Here is a 20,398-nt window from a genome sequence, read left to right on the forward strand (position 1 = left end):
CTGTAACAGCTAGAGACCTTTTGTCCGTCCAGATGTTACAGATCGAGACATTCGAATCCCCCTGAAGAGATAATCTCGATCTGTAACAGCTAGAACCCATTTCCTCGTCTACCTGTTACAGATTGAGACAAAACAACGAGACCGGCCGCCCGCAAAACGCTTTCTTAGCTGTAATAATCAACGTTTGCCCAGATAAAGCCTACCAAAATAAACCTGTCCCTTTTTGGTAGGTAGAATTACCAATAAGACAAGTATGTTTCTGAGTTATTTCGTGTTGACCCATTTGAGCCGGATAGGGTATAACTCTACTCAACCGCTAGGGATTTTATTGAGAAAGGTGTTCTACCATGAGCAAGAACCTCTCCCAGCAGGTCGTTCTCGACCGCCGCGGCTTCGTTGCCGCCACCTTCGCAACCGTCGCCGGCCTTGGTCTTGCCGGCTGCTCCGACACCAGCGCCGAGGCCGACAAGGGTTCCGCCGCCGGCTCCTCCAAGAGCTCCAAGGATACCGAAGTTTCCGCCACGCTCGACGCCAAGGCATTCGACAAGCTCGTCGACAACGGCCCCAAGGCCGATGACGACGCCATCGCCGCCAGCACCTGGGCCACGGCCGTTAAGGACGCCGGCGTCTTTAAGATCGGTGGCGTTCAGACCTCCACGCTCTTCTCCCTCCTCAACGAGAAAGACGGTCAGACCCGCGGCTTCGACGCCGGTATCGCACAGCTCCTGTCCAACTACATTCTGGGCGAGAACAAGGTCGAGATCACCCAGGTGACCTCGGACACGCGCGAGTCTGTCCTGCAGAACGGCCAGGTCGACGCTGTCTTTGCCACCTACACCATTACCGACGAGCGCAAGAAGCTCGTCTCCTTCGCCGGCCCCTACTACTACACCCAGCAGGCCATCCTGGTGCTCGCCGATAACGACGACATCAAGAGCGTCGACGACCTGGCCGACAAGAACGTCGCCGTCCAGTCCGGCTCCAACGGCCCTGCCATCCTGGAGGAGTTCGCCCCCAAGGCCAGCCAGCAGGAGTTCAAGACCGACGAGGAGGCCCGCCAGGCACTCCAGCAGGGTCGTGTTGACGCCTACGTCATCGACAACAACATGCAGCAGAGCGCCCTGGTCCGCGAGCCCGGCAAGTACAAGATTGCCGGCAAGCCCTTCGGCAGCAAGGAGCCCTATGGCATCGGTCTGCCGCTCGATTCCGACGGCGTCGCCTTCGTTAACGACTTCCTTAAGAAGATCGAGGACGACGGCACCTGGACCGAGCTGTGGCAGATCTGCATCGGCGACCGTACGGGCGACACCAATGTTCCCGAGCTGCCCGAGATCGGCGCCTAGGCAGCGAGCCTGGTAACGGCCGCTGCGAAACCATACGGAAACGCATGATGCGCTTTATTGCGGTAAACTGTTTCCTCACTGAGTTGTCGGGGCTTCCGTACACACGGGAGCCCCTTTCCTTATCGGCGGGAGGTCCGCATGAGTCTCTCCGAGCTCTGGTCGCTCTATGGCCAGAACTATATCGACGCGCTGCTAGCAACCTGGGGCATGACGCTTGAGTCGTTTGCCATCGCCATGGTGCTGGCCGTCGCCGTCACCGTGATGCGCGTGTCGCCGCTCAAGCCGCTGCGCGTCTTTGGCGACCTGTATGTCCAGGTCTTCCGTAACATCCCCGGCATCGCACTGCTCATCATCGTCGTCTATGCGCTGCCGCCGCTCAAGGTCGTCCTACCCTACCGCACCTGCGTTATCGTCGCCACGGTTCTTTTGGGCTCGGCCTTTGGCTCCGAGAACTTTATGAGCGGCATCAACACCGTCGGCGTCGGTCAGGTCGAAGCCGCACGTTCGCTCGGCATGAGCTTCAGCCGTATCCTCGCCAAGATCGTGATTCCGCAGGCGCTGCGCTCGAGCGTGTTGCCCATGACCAACCTCTTTATCGCCGTCATGCTCACCACCGCGCTCGGCAGTCAGGTGCCGTTGCAACCGCAGGAGCTCACCGGCGTGGTGAGCTACATCAACACGCGCTCGCTCGGCGGCGTCGCCGCGTTCTTTATCTCGGCGCTCGGCTACCTGGGCACGGCCTTTGTGGTGTGCCACATTGGCAACTACATCGATAAGAAGGTGAGGATCCTCCGATGAGCAAGCACTCCACCTCCGCGCTCACCATGCGCGATGCGCTCTACGAGGCTCCCGGCCCCAAGATGCGCGCCAAGATTCGCATCGGCACCGCCATCTCGCTTGTTGCCGTCGCCGTGCTCGTCGCCCTCGTGTTGCAGCGCTTTTATGTGACCGGCCAGCTTTCGGTTCACTATTGGTTTTTCTTTACGCACCTCACCACCTGGAAGTTCCTGCTTGCCGGCTTTGAGGGCACCGTTAAAGTCGCACTCACCGCTGGCGCCATCGCGCTGGTGCTGGGCTTAGCCCTTATGCTCGGCCGTACCAGCGACATTAAGCCGCTGCAGCTGGTCTGCCGCGTGCTCACCGATTTCTTCCGCGGCGTACCGAGCCTGTTGTTCATCTACTTCTTCTTTTTGGTGCTGCCCCAGTACAAGATCGCGCTGCCGTCGTTTTGGATGCTCACGCTTCCCGTCGCGCTCGCTGCAGCTGGCGTACTTGCCGAGATCTTCCGTGCCGGCGTCAACGCCGTGCCGCGCGGCCAGGTCGAGGCCGCCCAGGCACTCGGTCTCTCCAAAGCTAAAATCACCTTTAAAATCGTGTTGCCGCAGGCTATCCGGTTTATCATTCCGTCGTTGATTTCGCAGCTCGTGGTCGTAGTCAAAGACACCACCGTGGCCTACGTGGTGAGCTACCCCGACCTCATGCAAAACGCCCGCGTGCTCATTACCAACTACGACGCCCTCGTGTCGGTCTACCTGGTTATCGCGGTCATCTACATCCTCATCAACGTCGCGATCAACAAGGCCGCTGTCTATGTTTCGCACAAGACCGGCGCGACCATCATCCGCTAACGCTTTACCATTTCGAGTCATAAGGAGCCGAGCACCATGGCACAGAGCACCTCTTCCACCGGCAATCAGCCGCTGATCGAGCTCAGGCACGTCGATAAGCACTACGGCGATCTGCACGTTCTCAACGACATCAATCTCTCGGTCGACCGCGGCGAGGTCGTCGTTGTGATCGGACCCTCGGGCTCGGGCAAGTCGACCATGTGCCGAACCATCAATCGCCTGGAAACCATCGACTCAGGCGAGATCCTCATCGAGGGCGAGCCCCTGCCACAGGAAGGCAAGGATCTTGCCCGCATGCGTGCCGAGTTGGGCATGGTATTTCAGCAGTTCAACCTGTTTGCACATATGACCGTACTGCAGAACGTCATGCTGGGACCGGTCGATGTGCTGGGCGTCTCCAAGGAGGAAGCTCGTGAGCGCGCCATGGACCTGCTGGGCCGCGTGGGCGTTGCCGAGCAGGCCGATAAGGTGCCCGCACAGCTCTCGGGCGGCCAGCAACAGCGTGTAGCCATCGCACGTTCGCTTGCCATGCAACCCAAGGCCATGCTTTTTGACGAGCCCACGAGCGCCCTTGACCCCGAAATGATCAACGAGGTGCTCGAGGTCATGGTCCGTCTGGCCCAGCAGGGCATGACGATGATCGTCATCACGCACGAGATGAACTTCGCCCGCCGCGTGGCCGACCGCGTCGTGTTTATGGCCGACGGCCAGATCGTGGAAACCGGCACACCCGACGAGTTCTTCGACCACCCCAAGACCAAGCGCGCCCAGGACTTCCTCAACTCCATTAAGGGCCACTAGCCCAATTGCCACGCGGGCAAATTCATCAGTAACGTTTGTCCCGCGCCACCCCTGTGCCATGTCCACCCGGATTCGAAAGCCGCACCCATGATCGGAACCCGCACCTCATCGTCCTACACTCCGCACGTCGACGTCGATCCCGCTGACCGCCCGCTTATCCTGGTAGCACCACGCTGGGAAGAAGCGAAGCCCTATTTGAGCGAGACGCTCTCCCCCAACGAGGAGATTGCGAGCGTATTTGTCGACGCCATTCTTGCCGCCGGCGGTCTGCCGCTGCAGATGTCCATCACCGAGGACATTGAGGTCATCCGTCATTACGTCGATATCGCCGACGGCATCGCCATTCCCGGCGGCCCCGATGTCAATCCCAAACGTTGGGGCGATGATCGACCCTACGACCCCACCCTCTGCTGCGAGATCCGCGATAGTTTTGAGTTTAAGCTGGTCAGCGAGGTGCTCCGTGCCAAAAAGCCGCTCTTTACCACCTGCCGCGGCACGCAACTGCTCAACGTCGCCACCGGCGGCACCCTGTGCATGGACGTGCCGAGCCTGGGCGCGCGCGAGGGCCGCACGCAGTGGCGCCATACCCACGTGCTCAACGACCCTGTGCATCCTGTCGAGGTCGTGCCGGGCTCGCTGCTGGAGCGCGCGGTTGGCGGGCACAGGCTGATCCAGACCAACTCCGCACATCACTGCTGCGTCGATCGTCTGGGTAAGAGCACGCGCTTGGTCGCCAAGGCAACCGACGGCGTTCCCGAGTGCATCGAAGTCGAAGGCCAGCCGTTCTGTCTGGGTGTGCAATGGCATCCCGAGTACACCTGGCAGACGCTCGAGACCGACTTTAACCTGTGGAAGTCGTTTGTCGAGGCGGCGGCCAAGGTAAAGCAGGCTCGCTAGCTCGCAAAGCACAGAGGCTAAATCATTCCATGTCAGGGGGCGGACACCAGCTACGGTGCCCGCCCCTGAATTTGATATGCTCGGTCCACTAACCCGTCAGGCAATTTCAATCACTTCATCGCATGCCGAAATGAGCACAGGGTCGTGCGTAGCGATGACTGTGATATGTCGCCCCTTTCTTTCCTTAAGGATTTCGATAAACGCCTGCTTGCTTTGGCTGTCGAGTGCAGATGTCGGCTCATCAAACATCATCACGTCCGGGTTTTTCAGCAATTGGCGAATAATCGCTATTTTTTGCTTCTCTCCTCCTGAAATGTTGTTCTGCTTATCGTCCAGCTCGACATCAAGTCCACCACTTGAATCGACCATCTTTTTAAGCCCCATTCTCTCAATGAGGCTCTCAAGGTCACGCTCTTCAGTGCTTCTGCAGCAAAGAATTAAATTGTCCCGTATCGACCCCTCGGTCAGGGGCGGCTCCTGCTCCGTAATCCCGATATTGCGCTTCCGCAGCGCATAGCGGTCCAGAGAGCCCAAGGGCTTGTTGTTAATCCAAATATCCCCCTTGCAGTTTTCTGGATCGCAACCGCTTATCACATCCAGCAGCGTGCTCTTACCGGAACCGTTCGGCCCAACGATTCCGTATACCTTTCCTTTTTCTAAAGAAGCCCGAATGTCCCTGAACGCGGTCTTTACAGACCCCGGATAGCTATATGACAGCTCGGAACAGTTCACCTCGTAAACATCAGAGAGGATAATGGTCCCGTTTGAGTCCTCGGGCATGTCCAGCAACCGACGCAAACGCTCGTAGGATACCCTTGACGTTTGATAGTCCTTGCCCAACGCAAGGAAGAATTCAATAGCCGAAGAATAATAGGAGTAATAGCTTAGCGCCGTCATAAGATAGCCGGGCAGCAAATTGCCGTCGAGAACTTCCTTTGCACCCAGAATCAAGATTCCACCCTGCGCCAAAGACGTGACGACAGCATTGGCAAACGTAAAGGTCGCATTAATTTGCTGGTTCTGATAAACGCAACGATATAGCTCTGCAAAAGAGTGCTCGAGCCTTTGCTTAAAAAATTCGAATAGAACATGCCTGCGGATAAATTGTGCGCTGCTAAGCTGCTTCTCCAGATCGGAAAAGAATCGAGCCTCCTGCTCTTGAGCCTCAAAACTTCTTGCGAACAAACACTTTTTGAAAAGCGAATAGACCGCGCCACTTATTATGCCAAGAGCCATGCACAGCATTGCCAGGTGACCGTTTATGGTCGCCAGGACAACAAACACCACAAGCAACGTCACTATATTGCTCACACTTTGGACACTTGCGTTTATAACAAATATCACCAAATCGTTAGCGTCATGATTAATCTGCTGATTGTAATATGAGGCATCGAAATTAATAAAGAAGGACCGAGGTAGCCTTTGAACGTGACTTATCACCTCTTCATTCAATGCAAATCCCACATGTGTCTGTAAGTCGACATAGACCAGTTCGCTGGCGCAATTCAAACCGGCTCGTACGATACCCAGCGCTGCTATCTCAGCGCCGATGGCGATTGCGCTTTCCCCATCTCGCGCGACACCGACAAAGTTGTTGACCAGTTGTCCCGTCAGAAAAGGAATTGCGAGACCAACCACAAGCGAGAGCAGGCACATTAGAAGATAGGTTATATACTTTGGATTCTTAATTATTGTTCTTGCGCAGAGATTAAACATGAGCTGAATCCAGTTCCGAAAGCAATCGCTGAGCCTTCTCGGTCAAAATCATTCGTTGGCGCACCTGATACCTTTGAGATACGCACTGTTTTGACCCTCCATGAAGAGCGTGATTAGGGCAACCTCCCATGCATGAGGGATAGGCAAAACACTCTTCACACTCATGATCGCTCGGCTCATAGTTTAGCCATTGGACCAGCTGAGCATTCATCCTCGGCCCTTCGGCAAGCGTGCCGACGCAGCGTTCACGCATCCCGATTTCGTCCCAACATTTATAAAGATAGCCCTCCGGATCCACTACAAACGACCCTGCACAAACGGCGCCACATATAGCCGGATTAAAGCGCACCGTCAGGTCAACATAGAACCCCCTATCAACTGCATGACTATAAAAGTCCAGCTCTTCCTGAGAAAACGCCTCCATCGAAAAACAACTACTGTCACTTGGGCACGTATCGTTAATATTGTCGACAGGCGCCAGATAGAATCCAACCTTGTTTTTAAGGCCCTTTTCCTCGAGTGCATCCAGCAAATCGCCAGCACCGACAATGTTATGGGCATCGACATTGCACCTGATGGAAATATCCAACAGATGCGTGACTTTAGAAACGTTGTCTAGAATCGCATCGTACGTCGGCTGTCCGTTCCGCAAGAACCGCCGAGAATCGTGGTCCTTTCGAGACCCGTCCAAGGTTATTTGAGCCATCTTGACGTCACAAGCCGCGAGAGTCTCGGCCACTTCTGGCGTCAGAAGATATCCATTTGTAACGATGGATGCCGAATAGGAGCACTCTGGATTAAGGATCGCCTTTATACGCTCTGTAAGCCGCTGAATTCTATCGACTTGCAACAACGGCTCTCCACCATACCAACCGATCTCAAGCTCGCTCAGCCCCCGTGAACGCTCCTTTACGATGAGACAAGCCGGTCTTCAACCTCCGGAGTCATTGTCGTTTTGCGTTGTCCTTTTTCATAACAGTATGGGCAACAGAAGTTGCACTCCAATGTCGGGGCTATCGTCAAGCCTAGAGAGCGATTGGAAAATCGAGCAAGATGGCCCATCGCCTTCATTTCCTCTTTTTCGTCACGATCATCTTCTAACAGCATTCCTCCTTGAAGCAACGCTTCGCGCAATTCATCTGGCTCACATTCGGTTCCCGATACCATGCGGCACATACTTTCTGCATGTTGTTTATCCAACGAAAGGATTGCGCCAGTCTTTGAATTCATCACCAGCGTTCTTTCGCTGTGGTTTTCAATCAAGTTGTATTGAGACGGCTTCATATGATTATCCCTCACAAACAATCAAAGAAATTTCGACCGTAATCGGTCGACGGTAAAGCAAATGGCAAAAACGCTTGCTACGTTTATTAGGCAGTCAATTAAAATCGAGATGCATTGACCATTCCCCAACGGGGTCACGCCGCAAATCCACATGAGCATCGAGGCTGGAAGCGGAAGCATGGAATTGGCCCCGAGCTGTATGTAGATCGCTACGACGTTGACAAGTAACAGCATGCCAATCGGACCGAAGCCGGACCCAAAATAGGAAACAACGATTACACAAGAAACCACGCATGCAAGGCAGGCAGCGGCAGCAAGAACAAGTCGATAGCAAAATACATACAGGTTGAAATACTGCTGAGCATCCAAAACGATCGCGCAGTTAAGACAGTACAAAACGACACTCGACAGGATAAACGCGCCCAAAAGGGCAAAAGAAGACAGCACCACTCGCGCAACGATAGCGCACGCCCGCTTCCCTCCTCGTGCCTCCGACAGCCCCCATGGTTCCTCGACAAAGCCCGAGCTGACAAAGCGCGGCACAATGCAAGCCGCGATGAACGGAAAGAACAATGCATGAGCCAACGGGGCTACGTTGAACAGCAGGCCGCGAAAAACCTCTGCATTACCAAATAGAAGGACATCCTCTGCCGATAGCCGAAGCGTCGGGTCTGGGAAAAAGCCCAAGAAACTGTTCTCACGGAGGCTACAGAACCACATCGGGAAAGAATTAATCTGCAATACCACCATGCACGCATAAATTACCAGGATTAAGGCGTACGTCCATTTGCTCGCATGCTTCAATTCTGAATGAAGGAATCTTCTAGTCTGACGAGCCATTGAGCACACCCCCAGCACGAAAGTTCACGAGAGCGTAAATCAATACCGATAGACAGCTGGCTGCCGCGCCATATCCCAGAAGCGTCAGCTGCCCCATATCGCTATACCCAAGGGCACATCCGACTCCAAGGTACGGCCCCGGAAGAAAGAAGATCCATCGCAAGGACGGTATGGGCGTCTGAAGGTAAGTTCCGTAGAGCGTCAAGCTCATGACAAATCCAACTATCACCACGGCCCCGCTCAATACAGCGCTGCCCGTAATCCGATAGATGGTCACCGTCTCCAGCGCAACCGATATCACCAATACGGCGTTGACTATCATTGCAGGCAAAAATGCAGCCAGCATGCCATGCACGTAGTTTTGCCCTCCACGTGTTACGGCTATGGCAAAAAGAAGAAGGCAAAGCGCACTATATGCTGCGCCAATTATGAAAGCAGACGAAAATGCATGTGCTAGAGCGCCATTAAAGCGGGCGAGACCTCTTGCCATAGAAATTCGGTATCCCTCTTCATAGCCGCGCTCCTGCAAAATCACCAGACAAACGATGAGTGGAACGAACAGGGATGTGCCGGCAAAAGCGCTGCGCACAAGGGATTCATCGGGTGCAGAAGGATCGATTACATTCCAGCAGAAGCCAATATCCTCCCCAAAAACGCTATTGCCAAAGGCGAGCAACGTTGTTCCGTTTTTTAGAAAGACACCGAAGAGAAGGCCGAACGCCAGCATAAGCGCAAGACCAAACTTCGCCGGAAACATCCTGTGCAGACGCATCATATCTGCCTTTATGGGATGAATCGCCCGCTTCATAGCGAGACCGCCTTCATCAAGCGCCTGTAATACTCTTTTAGGGACGACGCCTCATCCCTTATGACATCCATCGATTCCTTTTTCAGCAGTTCACCGTCATGAATAAACACGCAACTTGTTGCAACCGATGCCAACTCATCCAAATCATGGCTAGAGATGAGCATGGTCTTACCCTGTTCTCGATTCAATCGGCCGATAAGGGCCCATATACTCTCGATGCCCAGCGGGTCCAATCCATTTGCCGGCTCATCGAAAATTAGTACGTCAGTGTCACCCAACAAAGCCGTAGCTATATCCAGCCGCCGTTTCATTCCCAAAGAAAAACTGCTTACGCTCTTTTTTTCATCGACGTCCAGCCCGACTAAGCTCAAAACGCGAGGAATCTCACGATTCCCATCAAGCCCCCATTCCGCACATCGAATTTGAAGATTCTCAATCGCGCTGAGAGATTGGTATGCTCCGCTGGAATCTGGCACATAGCCGACACGCGTCCGCATCAGACCAAGCTCTTTTTTCGACTTGCCTCCAAAGAGCTCCACGCTCCCCGACGATGGCTCACAGAGGCCCAGCACTATTTTGATAAGCGTGCTTTTGCCCGCCCCGTTTGCACCAACAAGGGCGCAAAGCTCAGATTGATTCACCTCGAAGGAAACGTCATGCAACACACGCCGTTTTCCATAGCGCTTTGACACCTTTGATAGTTTTATCGCTGATGCGTTCATTGGCCTCCCGTTCTGCTTGGTAGCAAAACCGCTGTTGCCAGACTCTCGCCTGGCAACAGCCACAACTGCTAGAAATAAACAACGCAGTTGTTTTTACTGCAGTTCTTAGTGCAGACGCGTGCTCCACAGAATTTCTTGCAGTAACCGTTGCACCCACCACCGGGGTCCACATAACTTGGTTTGACAATCCAGCTCATATCGTTCCTCCTTTCTTTTATCGTTTTCCATTCTTATTATTGTTTTTCGATAACTCATATTTGTCAAGATAATCTAAAAGACGGAATCCGTGTTAGACACGGGTTCCTTCACGCTGATATTTCGTTTTAGTTGTTCGCCTTAAGCTACTCGTCGCTCAAATCGACAGCGAAGACCGATGTCGGAAGCGACGCCTCATTGCCTCTGCCATCCCGCATCTGCCTCACGGCATTCTTCGCGCGCTCGACAATAAGTTCCTCGAGCTCTTTCTCGCTCACGCGCTGAATAATATCTCCCGGTTGACAATCAAGCTCATCACAGATTTCAAGAAGCGTCTTAAGACGAATAGCTTTAATTTTTCCGTTTCTTAGCTTAGAAATATTAGCCGGAGTATGCCCCGTGGCACGAATCAGATCAGAGCTGGTCTTTCCGGTCTTAAGCAGCTGCGTCTCAAGCTCGATGATGAGATAGCTCATGTTTCCTCCTACACAAGCTCGTCAGACTGCTCTTGGAGCAGCGAGGCATAACTCCAGATCGCCGAGATAAACAGACAGACAACTGCGCCGATAAACGACCCCGCATCAAAGGTAGCGCCTTGGCAAATCTCAATAACGAAGGAATGAGGCACGATGTAAAGCTCCAGTCCGCCAATGGTGAGATTGACCGATTCATAGGCACCAACAAACGAAACCACGGCGTTAACAGCAAAGGCAAGTGCAAGAACACGGATAAGCCGCACATGCGCCTTGGTAAAGGGCGAGACGCCCCGAGAGATGTTATGGCTGATTCCGCACAAAACGATAAGCGAAACACCCACGACGAGTGCCAGGCACAGCCCGCTTGGGATAACGATGCTCCCGCCATCGAGAAGCGTCACGACACCGAAAGAATCGACAGAAACAACGTTTGCAACCGTATACCAGATCACGTAAACAACCAACGCGGCAAAAGCGATGAGCATTCCCGCAAAAACGACCGCCATGCAAAAGCCAAGCTTCCTTACAGTCTCGCCCGCCTTGGCCATACGCTGAACGCTGTTGGACATACACTCACCCTCATCGAATCTATCGTTATCGGAATAGTTTATCGAACAACGATATGGATTGCATGCGGAAAGCCCCGCCAGTGCGCGAGAGTGAATTTTTGGACACTTACCGAACGAGAGTGGATAATCTCCCACTTTGAGGCCGCCACCGGGCCTAAAACGGGGGATTATCCACTCTCATAGTCATCAAAGCTTGCAAGCTCTTATGCAGCCGCCTCGCGCAGGGCCGACATCGTGGCCGCATATTGCTGCTGCAGCGCATGCATTCCTTCGCGAGCGCCGTCAACAGTATCGGCACCGCGCAGCGCTTCGGTCACCACGACCGCCGGCTCGTACAGATTATCGAATCCCAAGTTCTGGCTCACGCCCTTGAGCGTGTGCGCCGCCATAAACGCTGCCTTGGCGTCTCCTGCCGCCATGGCAGCCTCCAGCTTGTCCATACTCTCGTCATCCAAAAACTTGAGGGCAAAACGGGCAAGCATCTCCTCGCCCATCAGCCGAGTGCAAGCGTCATCATAATTGGCGCCGATCTTCTCATACGCCTCACGCATGGAAATCATGGGTTAAAAACTCCTTTGGTCAAACTAAATCGTGGGAAACGCAACGACGTCAGCGGGGCGTGCCAACGTCTCGGCAATTTGGTCTTGCACCTCGAGCAAGCAATCGAGCAGCAGCGGGTTAAAGGTACCGCACTTACCGTCCAGAATCATCTGGATCGCCTCCTTGTGCGGGATAGCGTCCTTGTACACGCGCACGCTCGTCAGCGCATCGTACACGTCAGCCACCGACACCACCTGTGCGGCGATGGGAATATCGCTGCCCTTAAGGCCGTCGGGATAACCTTTGCCGTCCCAGCGCTCGTGATGCCAGCGCGCAATCTGGTACGCATATTCTATAAGCGCATTGCCGGCGTGATGGCGGCCCAGCTCATGCAGCATGTCGGCGCCGATCGTGGTATGCGTCTTCATAATCTCGAACTCCTCGGGCGTGAGGCGCCCGGGCTTGTTGAGAATCGCATCGTCAATCGACATCTTGCCGATATCGTGCAGTGCCGAAGCCAGGGCGATCGTGGAGCGCTCCTCGTTGCCGAGGGAGATGCTGTCGCTACGGTGGACCAGGCAGCCAAGCAGCAGCTCGGTCAGCTTCTCGATGTTCGTAACGTGCCTGCCGCTCTCGCCATTGCGGAGCTCCATGACGCCGGCCATGATGTCGATGAGCATGCGACTGTTCTTGACGCGCTCGTTGTACTGCTGGGACAGCAGGTTCGTCAGGCGGCGCTGCTTGGCGTATAGGCGGATGGTATTGCTTACACGGCGGCGCACGACACGGGAGTCAAACGGACGGCTGATATAGTCCGAGGCGCCCAGCTCGTACGCGCGCAGAACCATATCATCGGAATCTTCGCTCGAAATCATGATGACAGGCAGATTGTCGACACCCGATCGGCGCGACAGGTCGGCCAGCACCTCAACGCCGCTTATGCCCGGCATCACAATATCCAGCAGCACGAGCAACAACTTATCGCCATAGCGGTCGACCATATTGAGCGCCGTACGACCGTTATCGGCCTCGAGGATGCAATACTCGTCCTTGAGCATCTCGTTGAGAATGGCTCGGTTCATCTCGGAGTCATCGACGATAAGCACCAATGGCTTTTCGCTTTGGAAGGCCTCGATGGAATCGGAATCGGTCACGACCGTACCGGGCTTTGCCTTAGCGCGGCTCAGTAACTGGACAGCGCGGCCAACGCCCTCGTCGACCGTCTCGCCATGAATGCGAACGCCACCGACACATGCCGTCAAGCTCACGTACTCATGCCCCGGAATAACCGTGGCATGAACGGCCTCGGATACCTGATGCAGGCGGCGGGCGAAGTCATCGGAGGGAATATTGGGCATGACGGTCACAAACTTGTCGCAGCCATAGCGCACAAGCTCGTCAGTCGAACGAATTCCGCTGCGTATGGCTGTCGCCACAGCACCGAGTGCAAGGTCGCCAGCATGATGGCCACACGTATCGTTGAAGACCCTAAAATCATCAAGGTCGATTACCGCAACGCCGGCCTTCATGCGCGCGCTACGGAGCTTTTCCTCGTAATATCGGCGATTGCACGCACTCGTCAGCACGTCGGTGTAGACAAGGTCCTCTTCTGCGGCCTCTTGCCCATCAATCGGACGCACCATCAGCAGGACGTGAGGCTCGCCCTCGACCTTTAGAGGGCGCAGACGGGCGCGGTACTCAATACCATCATTGAGCAGCTGCTCCGACACCTCATCGGAGTCTGCCAAGGCCTCAAGACTCGACTGACGCAGACAAGGGCAGCGATCGCCAGCGAGCAAGCAGTTAGGCTCGCTCTTAATCTGATCGGCCGACAGCAAACGCACCACGGGGTAGGTCTTCGCGACGCGGGCGACCTCGGCGGCAGCCTCCTCGTCGGTTAGATTGACCTCGTGATTATTGAGCATATGGGGCCCTTTCTATCGTTACGCACGGCAACGGCGCATATCAAATGGTACAAGGGTAACATCTGACAACTACAGGCAAACGCGCGATTATCGTTACATTTTTATGACCTGGCAAATAGCGGTAATGGAGCCGCGAGCGCACGGTTATGGGCGCATTCGTTAACAATGACGAAACGCTAGCAGTCCTCCTCCCCGCAGGTCATCGAGCGTGCTAACGCTCCAAGACATCGCGAACGGCGTTTGCCGCCGTAACGGGGCGATCGCGCAGACCGTTATGCGCGCCCGGGATCGTCACGAGAGGACAATCGAGATATTCGGCAGTCGCTCGCGTACCAGCCTCGCGGGGCGTACCGACCGAAAGCTCACCCAAAAACACGGCCGACACCGCCTTTGACGCGCGGGCGCGATCCCAGTCGGGAGCATATGTCATATTTGTTCCATATTCGTTCGCCATAAAGCAACGACCATTGCGCAGAGCATGTTTGGCTTCCGCCTCGGTCGTCCCAGGAGCCTCGGGGTCCAAGTCGCCGAGGGCTCCCAAGAAAAGACGGAGCGCCCTTGAAACCTTTCCAGCTGCAATCATATCGAGCAAAACCGGAGCCGCGCCCATGCCGACGCCTTCGGCCGACACAGCCGGCTCATGCAGAATCGCGCGGGCGACGAGATGGGGTTCGGCGCGAAGAAGCTCCAGCGCCACCAACGTACCGGCGCTGTGCGCAAGCACATTTGTCGGAGCGCCAACGTGTTCGATCACGGCCTGCAGGTCGGCGGCCTGAGCGGCAAGATCATAGCTGCCGTCTGCCGCTTCGCCGCTGTCACCACAGCCGCGACGGTCGTAGGCAATGACGCGGTAGTTGCGGCTGAGCTCACAAGCGATTCCGTCGAAAAATGTGCCGTCGACACAAGCGCCGTGCACGCACACCAAGGCAGGAGTATCAGGCGACACATCCGGGCCGGCATATTCGCGACAGGCAATCGTGGTGCCCGCATTCTCGACCGTAAAATCCATGTTGTGCCCCCGTCATCAATGCTCATCCAGTTGCACGTCAGTGCGGTTGGATGGACCCGCATTGCCTTACGCCTTGTTAACAGATTAACTGTACCCGACCCGAGGCTTTTCATGGGACGGCATCATGGGCGACGTGAAAAAACGAAACTTGTAAAGCAAGAGCCCGCACCTTGCTTTGGAGCCGATGCTATGCTTAGGCACAATTGTCTTGAGGAGCATATGCCTATGTCTACGTTTTTGAATGCCAGCCCCATCTTTGGGCCTGTTCGCAGCCGTCGCCTTGGCCTCTCGCTCGGCGTCAACATGATGCCGGCCAGCGGTAAGATCTGCACGTTCGACTGCATTTACTGCGAAAACGGCCTCAACGCCGAGCGCCCCTGCCATGAGCCGTACAACACAGCTGCCATGGTACTCGACACGCTCGAGGCAAAGCTGCGCGAGATGGCAGCCGAGGGCGAACTCCCCGATGTGATCACCTTCGCAGGCAACGGCGAGCCCACCGCCGCACCGGAGTTTCCGCAGGCCATTGCCGGCGCCGTCGCGCTGCGCGACGAGCTTGCCCCAAACTCCAAGATCGCCGTGCTCTCCAACGGTACGCGCGCCGACCGCCCCGAGGTGCACGACGCGCTCATGATGGTCGACGACAACATTCTTAAGCTCGATACCGTCGACCCGGCATTTATCCAGCTGCTCGACCAGCCCGTTGGCCCCTACGATGTAGAGCACCAGATCGAAACGTTCGCGAGCTTTGACGGTCACGTTATTATCCAAACGATGTTTTTGAGCGGCGAGTACCGGGGCAAGTCTCTCGATAACACCGGCGAGGAGTACGTCGGCCCTTGGCTCGCGGCGCTCGAGCGCATTCGCCCGCAGGAGACGACCATCTACACGGTGGCGCGCGAGACACCGGTCGCCGGCCTTGCCAAAGCAGCGCCCGAGGCACTCGACACGATCGCCGCACGCGTGCGCGCCCTCGGCATCCCCTGCCAGGTGAGCTACTAGCAAAACCACGCAGCAGCCAGTGCCCGCCATCCCGCCCCATCAGTTGCGGTGATATAGTTCCTATTTGTGCTGTTAAACCGCTTAAATCGGAACTATATCACCGCAACTTTTATAGACGCGTGGGTGGGCTATACTAGCTGCGGATGAAAGGAAGTTAGCCATGTTTGACAAAGGACCCGTGCCCGGCCGCAACGACGCTTGCTGGTGCGGCAGCGGCAAAAAATATAAGAAATGCCATAGCACCTTCGATGAGCGCCTCGAGCGCTTGTGGGAAGAGGGCTGGGAGGTTCTGCCCCGCACGCTCTACAAGACGCCCGCCGATATCGAGGGCATCAAGCGCTCGGCCGCCATCAACGTGGGCGTGCTCGATTATGTGGGCGAGCATATCGCCGCAGGCATGACCACCAACCAGATCGACCAGATGATCTACGACTACACCGTCGAGCACGGCGGCACGCCGGCCGACCTCAACTACGAGGGCTACCCCAAGAGCGTATGCACCTCGATCAACGACGTCGTCTGCCACGGTATCCCTTGCGATGCGGATGTGCTGCACGAGGGCGACATCATCAACGTGGACTGCTCCACGATCTTGGACGGTTACTTTAGTGATTCGAGCCGCATGTTCTGCATCGGCGAGGTCTCGGCCGAGCGCCAGCGCCTGGTCGACGTCACCCGTGCCAGCGTGGAGGCGGGTCTGGCAGCCGTCAAGCCATGGCTACCGCTCTCCGTTATGGCCGAGGCCGTGCAAAAGACCGTCGAGGACGCCGGCTTTAGCGTGGTGCGTGAGTACGGCGGACACGGCATCGGTAAGGAGTTCCACGAGGACCCGTTTGTGGGCTTTACCACCGAGGCGCCCGACGTAGACACCATCATGGTGCCGGGCATGGTCTTTACCATCGAGCCCATGGTCAACGCCGGAGCGCCCGACATCAAGATCAGCAAGGGTGACGGCTGGTGCGTGCGCACCAAGGACGGCAGCGATTCGGCCCAGTGCGAGGTACAGCTCGTGGTGACCGAGGACGGCTACGAGTTGCTGAGCTGGTAGCCGTGGATGCGCCGGGCTTCACGATGGATATGTTAACCATCGCGAAGCCCGGCGTTTTTATAGCGTTTTGCCTGATAAAACCTGCCAAAATAAACCTGTCCCTTTTTGGTAGGTCGAGCGGAGAGGACTGCTTGTGAACATCCTGGTTTTGTTGCCCGTCAACGATCGTCACCGCGCGATCCTCGAGTCGAGCGCTCCGGGCGAGGACTTTATCTACACGAGCGCCGACGCCGCCACGCACGAGCAGGTCGCCGATGCCGACGTGATCCTGGGCAACATCGACCCTGACATGCTCACGGCATGCGAGCATCTTCAGCTGTTGCAATTGCAGACCGCCGGCTATGACGACTACCTTGCTGCTGGCACCGTGCCGGCTGACGCCAAGCTGTCTTGCTCGATCGGCGCCTACGGTCAGGCCGTAAGCGAGCACATGTTTGCCATGGTGCTGTCAATGATGAAGCGCCTGCCCGGCTACCAGGACCTGCAGAGCGAGCATCGCTGGGAGGACTTGGGCCCGGTCACCTCGCTCAAAAATGCCAACGTGCTGGTGCTGGGCGCGGGCGATATCGGCGGCCACTTTGCCACGCTCTGCCGCAGCATGGGCGCACACGTCCGCGGCATCAAGCGCCATCCGCTCGTCTACCCCATTGTGTTTGAGGACATGGACGGCATGGATGCCCTGTCTGAGCGCCTGGCCGAGGCCGACATCGTCGCATCCTTTATGCCCAGCACACCCGAGACCCGCGGCCTGGCGAACGCCGAGTTCTTCGCCGCGATGAAACCGGGCACCTTCTTTGCCAACGGCGGCCGTGGCGATCTTGTGGTTGCCGACGACTTGGTTGCCGCTCTGGAGTCGGGACATCTCGCCGGCGCCGCGGTCGACGTCACCGATCCCGAGCCCCTGCCCGCGACAAACCCGCTGTGGGACGCGCCCAACATGCTCATCACGCCGCACGTGTCCGGCTGGTTCCACCTAGCCGCCACGCTCAACAACGTCGTCGACATCGCCGCGGAGAACCTGCGTCATCTGCAAGCCGGCGAGACGCTCCGCTGCTGGATCGAACACTAGGGTTCCGGCGTTCTACCTGCGGGGTCTAGAGCTATTTGAGCGTTGCCAAGTAGTTTCTTGCGTTTTCGACGTTCATTACTGCGACGGGCGCGTGTGAGCAGAGCTTGACATCGTTGGTGACCAGAAGGTCTGCCTTTGCGCGCATCGCTGCCGCGATGATTAAATCGTCTTCGTAATCGCTATGGAGCTCACGCTGCTTGCTCGCCATCCATATGTCGCTCAGGTCACAGGGCACTGGCGTGGCAAGCTGTGACAGCACGCTGAGACAATCCCATGCAAGCGATGTCGCCGCCGTAGCGGCATCCTGGGAAAGCGAACCGTGCTCTCGCCGATACCATGCCTTATGCTCACTTGAAATTAAATAGAACAGGTCTTTGGACGATGTCGCCGCATACAGTAAATCTACCTGCGCCGTGCATGCATCGCGTAAAAAATCAATCGCCACCGAACGACCACGTCGTGAGGGAATGAAGTAATCGAGCCACACGTTGGTGTCAACCAAGATGCGCTTTGGAGCCTCACTCATAGAGCCAGCTCATCTCCTCGCCATAGCGATCCGCATAGGCGTTTCGTTTGAGTTCTTCATCGCCCGAGGGCTGCACCTTAGCCAAGTCAATTTCCGATTCACGGCAAGCAGCAGCGAACAGTTGCGAACCCCGGTCGATGAGTTCGAGCTTGTGCTTGGCGACTTTCTCCCGCTCGCGCTGTTCCGCCCGGACACGACTGGGCGAAAGGAGGTCCTGGAGCGCGCCGGGGCGATCAGCCAGAGATGCCGCAAGTTGCCAGAGCGCACGCACCGCTTGGCTCGGTGTCATGCCAGCGCTAGAGAGCGCGGCGTCCCCACTCCTTTTAAGATCGGCATCGAGGCGTACGTTGATCTGAGCGGCTGTTGTGGTCATGACCCCTCCTTAATACTTCAAACCTATCATAAAACTCTATGGTAGATACGTAAAGCATGTATAGCATTTATAAGCATTAGCCGTACTCTGTACACAAAAAGCCGCCGAGGCACACTGCACCTCGGCGGCTACGTATCACAGATCTAGTTCGGTTTCACCCTTTGCATTTGCCCAGATAAAACCTGCCAAAATGGACCTGTCCCTTTTTGGTCGATTTTAGAGCTTCACGCTTTCGGCTCCGTTGATGGTTAGGTTGCGCTCGTAGAAAGCAGTGAGGGCGCGGATGGCGTACATCACGTCGCGCACGCCGCCGGTCTCGTAGCTCGAGTGCATGGCAAGCTGCGGCAGGCCCACGTCCACGGCATGCATGCTCGCCTGCATATTGGACAGATTGCCGAGCGTGGAGCCGCCGGCCATGTCGCTCTTGTTGGCGAAGGCCTGCGTGGGCACGTCGGCGTCATCGCAGATGGCCTGGAACACCGCGCGGCTAAAGGCATCGGTGCAGTAGTGCTGGTTGGCGGCTTCCTTGATGACGATGCCGCCGTTGAGTACCACCTGATTGCGGGCATCGCACTTCTCGGCATGGTTGGGGTGCACGGCATGTACATTGTCGCAGCTTACAAGCATCGAGGCGGCAAGTGCGCGGTGGTACGACTCGTCGTCAAAGCCCAACGATCCGTTAATGCGGCGCAGCGCGTCGGCCAAGAACGTCGACATGGCGCCCTGCTTGGTCTCGGAGCCAACCTCCTCATTATCAAAGCAGCAGAAGACCGAAACGTCGTGCGCGTTCTCGGCACCCAAAAATGCCTGCAGTGAGGTGTAGGCGCAGGCCAGGTCGTCGAGCTTGGGCGTCGAGATGAACTCGTCGGCCCAGCCCCAAATGCGCGCATCCTGACGATTGACCAGGAACAGATCGCGACCTAGGATCTGCTCGGGCTCAACGTCCAACTCGTCAGCGATCAGTGCGTCAAAATCTCCCTGTTTAAGCTCGCCGGCGCTGATGAGCGGGCACAGGTCGACGGCTCGGTTGGGAGCAAAGCCCTCGTTAACGCCGCGGTTCATGTGGATGGCAAGGCTCGGAATGATAGCGACCTCGCGCTCGGTAGCAAGCAGGCGGCTCTCGATACGGTCGCCCTCGCGCACCAGTACGCGGCCCGCGAGCGCCAGCGGGCGGTCGAACCAAGTGTAGTCGATCATGCCGCCGTAGGCCTCGATGTTCAGACGCAGCGTCTCGCCCGCACCGTCGAGTTCGGGCACGGCCTTGACCTTAAACGTCGGCGAATCGCTGTGCGACGCCGTGAGCTGAAAATGATAGTCACCGGCAACACCGTCCTCGCCCCACGTCGCGGCCAGGTCCTCGCCCACCTTAAAGGCAACAACGCTCGAGGTGTTGCGCTGCGTGTAATAACGCCCGCCCGGTTCGATGTCCCACGCCGCATTCTCGGGCAGGTAGGTAAAGCCCGCCTCGTCGAGCTCGGCCATAATGGTCGCCGCCGTATGGAACATGCTGGGGCATGCCTCGATAAAGTCGATAAGGTCGTTGGCGGCCTCGATATCATCGGCCGTCACATGCGCGCGCTCGGGCGTTTCCTGATCCGTCATGCTCTCCCCTTTCGCTGGGTTGATG

22 protein-coding genes are annotated in these 20,398 nt (G+C 56.5%); 8 read left to right on the forward strand and 14 right to left on the reverse strand.

The window, feature by feature from the left end; all coding sequences use genetic code 11:
• Nucleotides 1–347 precede the first annotated feature (347 nt).
• The 5 genes from ACGHEN_RS08965 to ACGHEN_RS08985 all read left to right on the forward strand — a co-directional run bounded on the left by ACGHEN_RS08965 (nucleotide 348) and on the right by ACGHEN_RS08985 (nucleotide 4,669).
• Nucleotides 348–1,343 (forward strand): glutamate ABC transporter substrate-binding protein, encoded by a 996-nt coding sequence (locus ACGHEN_RS08965; protein ID WP_195445704.1) that lies wholly within the window; start codon nucleotides 348–350, stop codon nucleotides 1,341–1,343.
• A gap of 138 nt (nucleotides 1,344–1,481) precedes the next feature.
• Nucleotides 1,482–2,141 carry an amino acid ABC transporter permease gene (locus ACGHEN_RS08970; protein ID WP_390398878.1) on the forward strand — a complete coding sequence of 220 codons (660 nt, stop codon included), beginning with the start codon at nucleotides 1,482–1,484 and terminating at the stop codon, nucleotides 2,139–2,141.
• A complete protein-coding gene (locus tag ACGHEN_RS08975) occupies nucleotides 2,138–2,971 on the forward strand; it encodes an amino acid ABC transporter permease (protein ID WP_195445706.1) in 834 nt (277 codons plus the stop codon). Before ACGHEN_RS08970 ends, ACGHEN_RS08975 begins: the two co-directional genes overlap by 4 nt.
• 36 nt (nucleotides 2,972–3,007) lie before the next feature.
• Nucleotides 3,008–3,772, forward strand: a complete 765-nt coding sequence (locus ACGHEN_RS08980) for an amino acid ABC transporter ATP-binding protein (protein ID WP_195445708.1) — start codon at nucleotides 3,008–3,010, stop codon at nucleotides 3,770–3,772.
• An 87-nt stretch (nucleotides 3,773–3,859) separates the two neighbouring features.
• Complete coding sequence (locus tag ACGHEN_RS08985) at nucleotides 3,860–4,669, forward strand: gamma-glutamyl-gamma-aminobutyrate hydrolase family protein (protein WP_390398881.1); 810 nt, start codon at nucleotides 3,860–3,862, stop codon at nucleotides 4,667–4,669.
• A 96-nt stretch (nucleotides 4,670–4,765) separates the two neighbouring features.
• Here the strand turns inward: ACGHEN_RS08985 and ACGHEN_RS08990 are convergent, their stop codons facing one another.
• The 11 genes from ACGHEN_RS08990 to ACGHEN_RS09040 form a co-directional block, all read right to left on the reverse strand.
• The gene (locus ACGHEN_RS08990) at nucleotides 4,766–6,385 is read right to left on the reverse strand and encodes an ATP-binding cassette domain-containing protein (RefSeq protein ID WP_390398884.1); all 1,620 of its coding nucleotides are present in this window, start codon (nucleotides 6,383–6,385) and stop codon (nucleotides 4,766–4,768) included.
• Nucleotides 6,378–7,301, reverse strand: coding sequence for a radical SAM protein (locus ACGHEN_RS08995; protein WP_390399406.1), 924 nt, complete (start codon nucleotides 7,299–7,301; stop codon nucleotides 6,378–6,380). The genes ACGHEN_RS08990 and ACGHEN_RS08995 overlap by 8 nt, the downstream gene beginning before the upstream one ends.
• On the reverse strand, nucleotides 7,295–7,669 hold the full coding sequence (locus ACGHEN_RS09000; RefSeq protein WP_390398887.1) for a hypothetical protein: 375 nt from the start codon (nucleotides 7,667–7,669) through the stop codon (nucleotides 7,295–7,297). Before ACGHEN_RS09000 ends, ACGHEN_RS08995 begins: the two co-directional genes overlap by 7 nt.
• A 21-nt stretch (nucleotides 7,670–7,690) precedes the next feature.
• On the reverse strand, nucleotides 7,691–8,509 hold the full coding sequence (locus tag ACGHEN_RS09005; protein WP_390398890.1) for a hypothetical protein: 819 nt from the start codon (nucleotides 8,507–8,509) through the stop codon (nucleotides 7,691–7,693).
• A complete protein-coding gene (locus tag ACGHEN_RS09010) occupies nucleotides 8,493–9,317 on the reverse strand; it encodes a hypothetical protein (RefSeq protein ID WP_390398892.1) in 825 nt (274 codons plus the stop codon). Before ACGHEN_RS09010 ends, ACGHEN_RS09005 begins: the two co-directional genes overlap by 17 nt.
• The gene (locus ACGHEN_RS09015; protein WP_390398895.1) at nucleotides 9,314–10,039 is read right to left on the reverse strand and encodes an ABC transporter ATP-binding protein; all 726 of its coding nucleotides are present in this window, start codon (nucleotides 10,037–10,039) and stop codon (nucleotides 9,314–9,316) included. The genes ACGHEN_RS09010 and ACGHEN_RS09015 overlap by 4 nt, the downstream gene beginning before the upstream one ends.
• 341 nt (nucleotides 10,040–10,380) lie before the next feature.
• Nucleotides 10,381–10,710, reverse strand: coding sequence for a helix-turn-helix transcriptional regulator (locus ACGHEN_RS09020; protein WP_161194074.1), 330 nt, complete (start codon nucleotides 10,708–10,710; stop codon nucleotides 10,381–10,383).
• Nucleotides 10,711–10,718: 8 nt separating this feature from the next.
• Entirely contained in the window at nucleotides 10,719–11,216 is a 498-nt protein-coding gene (locus ACGHEN_RS09025; protein WP_390398902.1) for a hypothetical protein, read from the reverse strand.
• 266 nt (nucleotides 11,217–11,482) lie between these two features.
• A complete protein-coding gene (locus tag ACGHEN_RS09030) occupies nucleotides 11,483–11,839 on the reverse strand; it encodes an Hpt domain-containing protein (RefSeq protein WP_390398905.1) in 357 nt (118 codons plus the stop codon).
• Nucleotides 11,840–11,863: 24 nt separating this feature from the next.
• Nucleotides 11,864–13,744, reverse strand: a complete 1,881-nt coding sequence (locus ACGHEN_RS09035; protein ID WP_390398908.1) for a diguanylate cyclase — start codon at nucleotides 13,742–13,744, stop codon at nucleotides 11,864–11,866.
• 211 nt (nucleotides 13,745–13,955) lie between these two features.
• Nucleotides 13,956–14,753, reverse strand: coding sequence for an alpha/beta fold hydrolase (locus ACGHEN_RS09040; protein WP_390398910.1), 798 nt, complete (start codon nucleotides 14,751–14,753; stop codon nucleotides 13,956–13,958).
• 225 nt (nucleotides 14,754–14,978) lie between these two features.
• Here ACGHEN_RS09040 and ACGHEN_RS09045 point away from each other — a divergent pair, with 225 nt between their 5' ends.
• The 3 genes from ACGHEN_RS09045 to ACGHEN_RS09055 all read left to right on the forward strand — a co-directional run bounded on the left by ACGHEN_RS09045 (nucleotide 14,979) and on the right by ACGHEN_RS09055 (nucleotide 17,872).
• Nucleotides 14,979–15,755, forward strand: coding sequence for a radical SAM protein (locus ACGHEN_RS09045; protein WP_390398913.1), 777 nt, complete (start codon nucleotides 14,979–14,981; stop codon nucleotides 15,753–15,755).
• A 160-nt stretch (nucleotides 15,756–15,915) separates the two neighbouring features.
• Entirely contained in the window at nucleotides 15,916–16,803 is an 888-nt protein-coding gene (map, locus tag ACGHEN_RS09050) for a type I methionyl aminopeptidase (protein WP_390398916.1), read from the forward strand.
• A 133-nt stretch (nucleotides 16,804–16,936) separates the two neighbouring features.
• Nucleotides 16,937–17,872, forward strand: coding sequence for a D-2-hydroxyacid dehydrogenase (locus ACGHEN_RS09055; protein WP_390398918.1), 936 nt, complete (start codon nucleotides 16,937–16,939; stop codon nucleotides 17,870–17,872).
• A 31-nt stretch (nucleotides 17,873–17,903) separates the two neighbouring features.
• Here ACGHEN_RS09055 and ACGHEN_RS09060 read toward each other — a convergent pair whose 3' ends face one another.
• The 3 genes from ACGHEN_RS09060 to ACGHEN_RS09070 all read right to left on the reverse strand — a co-directional run bounded on the left by ACGHEN_RS09060 (nucleotide 17,904) and on the right by ACGHEN_RS09070 (nucleotide 20,373).
• Entirely contained in the window at nucleotides 17,904–18,398 is a 495-nt protein-coding gene (locus tag ACGHEN_RS09060; RefSeq protein ID WP_390398920.1) for a type II toxin-antitoxin system VapC family toxin, read from the reverse strand.
• Nucleotides 18,391–18,771, reverse strand: coding sequence for a hypothetical protein (locus ACGHEN_RS09065; protein ID WP_390398922.1), 381 nt, complete (start codon nucleotides 18,769–18,771; stop codon nucleotides 18,391–18,393). Before ACGHEN_RS09065 ends, ACGHEN_RS09060 begins: the two co-directional genes overlap by 8 nt.
• 216 nt (nucleotides 18,772–18,987) lie before the next feature.
• Nucleotides 18,988–20,373 (reverse strand): M18 family aminopeptidase, encoded by a 1,386-nt coding sequence (locus ACGHEN_RS09070; RefSeq protein ID WP_390398925.1) that lies wholly within the window; start codon nucleotides 20,371–20,373, stop codon nucleotides 18,988–18,990.
• Nucleotides 20,374–20,398: the final 25 nt, after the last annotated feature.

Origin of the sequence: Collinsella sp. i06-0019-1H4, from assembly GCF_042849575.1 — a bacterium.
In the GTDB taxonomy this organism is placed as follows: Bacteria; Actinomycetota; Coriobacteriia; order Coriobacteriales; family Coriobacteriaceae; genus Collinsella.